The sequence below is a fragment of the Salmonella sp. SJTUF15570 genome (assembly GCF_043357055.1).
Classification (GTDB): domain Bacteria; phylum Pseudomonadota; class Gammaproteobacteria; order Enterobacterales; family Enterobacteriaceae; genus Salmonella; species Salmonella enterica.
In genome coordinates this window covers 1-5,477 of the sequence record NZ_JBEUKJ010000029.1, presented here as the reverse complement: position 1 = coordinate 5,477, position 5,477 = coordinate 1, and the positions used below count along the sequence as shown (strand labels likewise).

The window sequence follows — 5,477 nt, the reverse complement described above, 5'->3', positions numbered from 1 at the left end:
GACTGACTTTACGAGCGCAGGCAACGCCGCTGATGCGATAAAGAATTGCGTACAGAGCACAAAAGAATTTGCCTGGCGGCCGTAGCGCGGTGGTCCCACCTGACCCCATGCCGAACTCAGAAGTGAAACGCCGTAGCGCCGATGGTAGTGTGGGGTCTCCCCATGCGAGAGTAGGGAACTGCCAGGCATCAAATAAAGCAAAAGGCTCAGTCGAAAGACTGGGCCTTTTGTTTTATCTGTAGTCTGCCGGATGGCGGCTCCGCCTTATCCGGCCTACAGGGACGCGCCGATCCACCCTCAATATAACCACAAGCCTTCCCAACACAGATACGGTAAACTATTGCCGATTGAGTATCAGGAAAGCAGCCATGACCCACTCCCTAAAACCCTGGAATACCTTCGGCATTGATCATTGTGCAAAGCACATCGTATGCGCTGAAAACGAACAACAACTACTGAGCGCCTGGCAGCAAGCAACTCGTGAGGGACTGCCGGTTATGATCCTGGGTGAAGGAAGCAATGTCCTGTTTCTGGAAAATTATGCCGGCACCGTGATCCTTAACCGCCTGAAAGGCATTGAGGTCAATGAAACCGCGGACGCCTGGCACCTACACGTCGGCGCAGGCGAAAACTGGCATCAACTTGTTCGCTACGCGCTGGACAACAACATGCCCGGCCTGGAGAATCTGGCGCTCATCCCTGGCTGCGTTGGTTCCTCGCCTATACAGAATATTGGCGCGTATGGCGTAGAACTACAGCGCGTCTGCGACTACGTTGACTGCGTTGAACTGGAAACGGGAAAACGTCTGCGTTTGTCCGCGGCGGAATGCCGTTTCGGCTATCGTGACAGTATCTTCAAAAATGAATATCAGGATCGCGTTGCGATCGTCGCGGTGGGTCTGCGTTTGTCAAAGCAATGGCAGCCGGTGTTGACCTATGGCGATCTTACTTGTCTGGACCCGAAAACGGTCACCGCGCAACAGGTGTTTGATGCTGTATGCCATATGCGCACCACAAAATTGCCGGATCCTAAAGTGAATGGCAATGCGGGCAGCTTTTTTAAAAATCCCGTTGTCGCAGCCGATATCGCTATGGAACTGTTAGAACGATTTCCCAACGCGCCGCATTACCCTCAGGCAGACGGCTCAGTGAAGCTGGCGGCAGGCTGGCTGATAGATCAATGTCAGTTGAAAGGCGTCACCATTGGCGGCGCTGCGGTGCATCGCCAACAGGCGCTGGTATTGATTAATGCGAATGATGCGACAAGTAAAGATGTGGTGGCGCTGGCGCATCATGTCCGGCAAAAAGTGGGTGAAAAATTTAATGTCTGGCTGGAGCCTGAGGTTCGTTTTATTGGTCGGTCCGGAGAGGTGAACGCTGTGGAGAGCATTGCATGAAAGATACTACCGTTCCCCTGACGCTGATCTCACTACTTGCCGACGGAGAGTTTCACTCAGGCGAGCAGTTGGGTGAACGGCTGGGAATGAGCCGCGCGGCTATTAATAAACATATCCAGACATTACGCGACTGGGGAGTAGATGTATTTACCGTTCCCGGGAAAGGATATAGCTTACCGGAACCCATCCAGTTACTGGATGCTGACCGTATACATAGCCAACTGGATAGCGGAAACGTGGCGGTATTGCCCGTTATCGATTCAACCAATCAGTATTTACTTGATCGAATTGGCGAGCTGCGTTCAGGCGATGCCTGTGTGGCAGAATACCAACAGGCGGGGCGTGGTCGTCGCGGGCGTAAATGGTTCTCACCGTTTGGCGCGAATCTATATCTTTCAATGTACTGGCGTCTGGAGCAGGGGCCTGCGGCGGCAATAGGCTTGAGTCTGGTCATTGGAATTGTGATGGCGGAAGTGCTGCGTGAACTGGGCGCAGATAAAGTTCGTGTGAAGTGGCCTAACGACCTTTACCTACTGGATCGCAAACTGGCGGGTATTCTGGTCGAGTTAACCGGTAAAACGGGCGATGCCGCACAAATAGTGATTGGCGCTGGTATTAACATGGCAATGCGTCGCGTAGAAGAGGACGTGATAAATCAGGGATGGATCACACTACAAGAGGCCGGAATTACGCTCGACCGCAATATGCTGGCCGCAAAGCTGATTTATAAGTTACGTGCTGCGCTTGAGCTTTTTGAGCAAGAAGGTCTTTCTCCTTATCTTTCGCGCTGGAAAAAACTGGATAATTTTATTGATCGTCCGGTAAAACTAATTATTGGCGACAAAGAAATATTTGGTATTTCTCGCGGCATTGATACTCAGGGCGCATTATTGCTTGAACAGGATGGCGTGATTAAACCCTGGATGGGTGGGGAAATATCGCTGCGAAGCGCCGAATAGTAAAAAAGGGGAGTCGGTACTCCCCTTTTTTCTGTTATTTCCGCAATCTTACCTGTTCCACCGCATGGTTAGCGCTCTTGGTCATAATAAGGCTGGCACGTTCTCGTGTAGGTAAGATATTTTGTTTTAAATTCAACCAGTTAATTTCTTTCCAAAGCGAAGCTGCTGTATTAACAGCTTCTTCTTTAGATAATTTCGCATAATTGTGGAAATAAGAGTCAGGATCGGTAAACGCCCCTTCGCGGAATTTCAGGAAGCGATTGATATACCACGTCTGAAGAAGTTCTTCTGGCGCATCAACGTAAATAGAGAAATCAACGAAATCAGAGACAAATACATGGTGCGGATCGTGAGGATAATCCATACCGCTTTGTAAAACATTCAAACCTTCAAGAATCAATATATCAGGCTGAGCGACGGTTTTATCCCCTTCAGGAATAACATCGTAAATCAAATGAGAATAGACTGGCGCCGTCACGTTCGGTACGCCCGACTTGAGGTCAGAAACGAATTTCACCAGTCGGTGCATATCATACGATTCGGGGAACCCCTTTTTCTTCATTAACCCGCGTTCTTTCAACACCTGGTTTGGGTGGAGGAAGCCGTCTGTGGTAATCAATTCAACACGGCGGTGTTCCGGCCAGCGACTCAGCAACGCTTGCAGAACGCGTGCTGTCGTGCTTTTACCCACTGCGACGCTGCCCGCGATACTGATGATGTAAGGGATTCGCTGGCCGTTAGTGCCCAGAAACTGTTCCAGGACAGCCTGACGACGCAGATTTGAACTGATATAGAAATTTAGCAAACGGGAGAGAGGTAAATATATTTCTGCAACTTCTTCCAGCGATAAATCTTCATTAATGCCTTTTAACTGCGCGATCTCATCCTCGGTCAGGGTCATCGGCACAGAATCGCGAAGCGCAGCCCACTGGCTGCGATCAAACTGTAGGTAAGGCGTCATTAACGATTGCTCTTTTATACTCATAAGCATGTTTCTGGCTGCTATTGCTACATCAGTTCAGCGATGAACGAGGGCCATCCCTGACATGCAACGGCACGTCACATTTAAGTTAATTTGGACAATGGGCAGGAGGGTAACACCAGATGGGGAGGAATAATAAGAAAAAATCTCGCTGTGAAAGCTATCCCTGAGAAGCAATGTGACGAATATACCAGATACAGAAGATTGCTTTCTATCGACGGAACGTTGAAATGCCGCGTCGTATCCTGGTCAGACGGTCAGTAAAATGCCGAAAATTTATGCTCTCTTGTTTGAAATTAGAGCATTTTTGTCTCTTATAGCGCAAAATGTGAGCGATAGAACATTTTATGCAATTTTTTAGTTGCATGAGCACGCAGGTCTCCATAGAATGCGCGCTACTTGATGCCGACTTAGCTCAGTAGGTAGAGCAACTGACTTGTAATCAGTAGGTCACCAGTTCGATTCCGGTAGTCGGCACCATCAAGTCCGGTGGGGTTCCCGAGCGGCCAAAGGGAGCAGACTGTAAATCTGCCGTCACAGACTTCGAAGGTTCGAATCCTTCCCCCACCACCATTTTCGGCCGCGCGATGGCGCAGCCCGAGACGATAAGTTCGCTTACCGGCTCGAATAAAGAGAGTTTCTCTCGATATTCAGTGCAGAATGAAAATCAGGTAGCCGAGTTCCAGGATGCGGGCATCGTATAATGGCTATTACCTCAGCCTTCCAAGCTGATGATGCGGGTTCGATTCCCGCTGCCCGCTCCAAGATGTGCTGATATAGCTCAGTTGGTAGAGCGCACCCTTGGTAAGGGTGAGGTCGGCAGTTCGAATCTGCCTATCAGCACCACTTCTTTTCTCCTTCCTGTTTTTCTCTTCTGTTTATTAGCATTCAACAAGTCGGGCGTGTTGCCTGGTTGATGTGGTGATATCACCGATTTATCCGTGTCTTAGAGGGACAATCGATGTCTAAAGAAAAGTTTGAACGTACAAAACCGCACGTTAACGTCGGTACTATCGGCCACGTTGACCATGGTAAAACAACGCTGACCGCTGCCATTACTACCGTACTGGCTAAAACCTACGGCGGTGCCGCCCGCGCATTCGACCAGATCGATAACGCGCCGGAAGAAAAAGCGCGTGGTATCACCATCAACACTTCTCACGTTGAATACGATACCCCGACCCGCCACTACGCACACGTAGACTGCCCGGGGCACGCCGACTATGTTAAAAACATGATCACCGGTGCTGCTCAGATGGACGGCGCGATCCTGGTTGTTGCTGCGACTGACGGCCCGATGCCGCAGACCCGTGAGCACATCCTGCTGGGTCGTCAGGTAGGCGTTCCGTACATCATCGTGTTCCTGAACAAATGCGACATGGTTGATGACGAAGAGCTGCTGGAACTGGTTGAAATGGAAGTTCGTGAACTTCTGTCTCAGTACGACTTCCCGGGCGACGACACTCCGATCGTTCGTGGTTCTGCTCTGAAAGCGCTGGAAGGCGACGCAGAGTGGGAAGCGAAAATCATCGAACTGGCTGGCTTCCTGGATTCTTACATTCCGGAACCAGAGCGTGCGATTGACAAGCCGTTCCTGCTGCCGATCGAAGACGTATTCTCCATCTCCGGTCGTGGTACCGTTGTTACCGGTCGTGTAGAACGCGGTATCATCAAAGTGGGCGAAGAAGTTGAAATCGTTGGTATCAAAGAGACTCAGAAGTCTACCTGTACTGGCGTTGAAATGTTCCGCAAACTGCTGGACGAAGGCCGTGCCGGTGAGAACGTAGGTGTTCTGCTGCGTGGTATCAAACGTGAAGAAATCGAACGTGGTCAGGTACTGGCTAAGCCGGGCACCATCAAGCCGCACACCAAGTTCGAATCTGAAGTGTACATTCTGTCCAAAGATGAAGGCGGCCGTCATACTCCGTTCTTCAAAGGCTACCGTCCGCAGTTCTACTTCCGTACTACTGACGTGACTGGTACCATCGAACTGCCGGAAGGCGTAGAGATGGTAATGCCGGGCGACAACATCAAAATGGTTGTTACCCTGATCCACCCGATCGCAATGGACGACGGTCTGCGTTTCGCAATCCGTGAAGGCGGCCGTACCGTTGGCGCGGGCGTTGTTGCTAAAGTTCT

General features: G+C 50.5%; 5 protein-coding genes, 4 tRNA genes and 1 rRNA gene. 8 read left to right on the top strand and 2 right to left on the bottom strand.

What is annotated here, in order from left to right:
• Positions 1-71 precede the first annotated feature (71 nt).
• From rrf to birA, 3 genes are all read left to right on the top strand, one after another.
• Positions 72-187, top strand: a 5S ribosomal RNA gene (gene rrf, locus ABVN44_RS24580).
• A 181-nt stretch (positions 188-368) separates the two neighbouring features.
• Positions 369-1,397, top strand: coding sequence for a UDP-N-acetylmuramate dehydrogenase (murB, locus tag ABVN44_RS24575; protein ID WP_000149795.1), 1,029 nt, complete (start codon positions 369-371; stop codon positions 1,395-1,397).
• Positions 1,394-2,356 (top strand): bifunctional biotin--[acetyl-CoA-carboxylase] ligase/biotin operon repressor BirA, encoded by a 963-nt coding sequence (birA, locus tag ABVN44_RS24570; protein WP_000655746.1) that lies wholly within the window; start codon positions 1,394-1,396, stop codon positions 2,354-2,356. The genes murB and birA overlap by 4 nt, the downstream gene beginning before the upstream one ends.
• Before the next feature lie 34 nt (positions 2,357-2,390).
• On the opposite strand, the gene coaA is transcribed toward birA, so the two are convergent.
• Both coaA and ABVN44_RS24560 read right to left on the bottom strand, forming a co-directional pair.
• Positions 2,391-3,341 (bottom strand): type I pantothenate kinase, encoded by a 951-nt coding sequence (gene coaA, locus ABVN44_RS24565; protein WP_000023068.1) that lies wholly within the window; start codon positions 3,339-3,341, stop codon positions 2,391-2,393.
• A gap of 208 nt (positions 3,342-3,549) precedes the next feature.
• On the bottom strand, positions 3,550-3,723 hold the full coding sequence (locus tag ABVN44_RS24560; RefSeq protein WP_001621476.1) for a hypothetical protein: 174 nt from the start codon (positions 3,721-3,723) through the stop codon (positions 3,550-3,552).
• A 19-nt stretch (positions 3,724-3,742) separates the two neighbouring features.
• On the opposite strand from ABVN44_RS24560, the gene ABVN44_RS24555 reads away from it, so the two are divergent.
• The 5 genes from ABVN44_RS24555 to tuf all read left to right on the top strand — a co-directional run.
• A tRNA-Thr gene (locus ABVN44_RS24555) sits at positions 3,743-3,818 on the top strand.
• A gap of 8 nt (positions 3,819-3,826) precedes the next feature.
• Positions 3,827-3,911: transfer RNA gene (locus ABVN44_RS24550), tRNA-Tyr, on the top strand.
• A 116-nt stretch (positions 3,912-4,027) separates the two neighbouring features.
• Positions 4,028-4,102, top strand: a tRNA-Gly gene (locus tag ABVN44_RS24545).
• Between the two features lie 6 nt (positions 4,103-4,108).
• A tRNA-Thr gene (locus ABVN44_RS24540) sits at positions 4,109-4,184 on the top strand.
• Positions 4,185-4,299: 115 nt separating this feature from the next.
• On the top strand, positions 4,300-5,477 hold a 1,178-nt coding region (gene tuf, locus ABVN44_RS24535), incomplete at its 3' end, for an elongation factor Tu (RefSeq protein ID WP_020979321.1).

Coding starts and splice junctions, on each gene's coding strand:
- ABVN44_RS24560 (WP_001621476.1), bottom strand. CDS start 3,723: ATGGAGACCTGCGTGCTCATGCAACTAAAAAATTGCATAAAATGTTCT.
- birA (WP_000655746.1), top strand. CDS start 1,394: ATGAAAGATACTACCGTTCCCCTGACGCTGATCTCACTACTTGCCGAC.
- coaA (WP_000023068.1), bottom strand. CDS start 3,341: ATGAGTATAAAAGAGCAATCGTTAATGACGCCTTACCTACAGTTTGAT.
- murB (WP_000149795.1), top strand. CDS start 369: ATGACCCACTCCCTAAAACCCTGGAATACCTTCGGCATTGATCATTGT.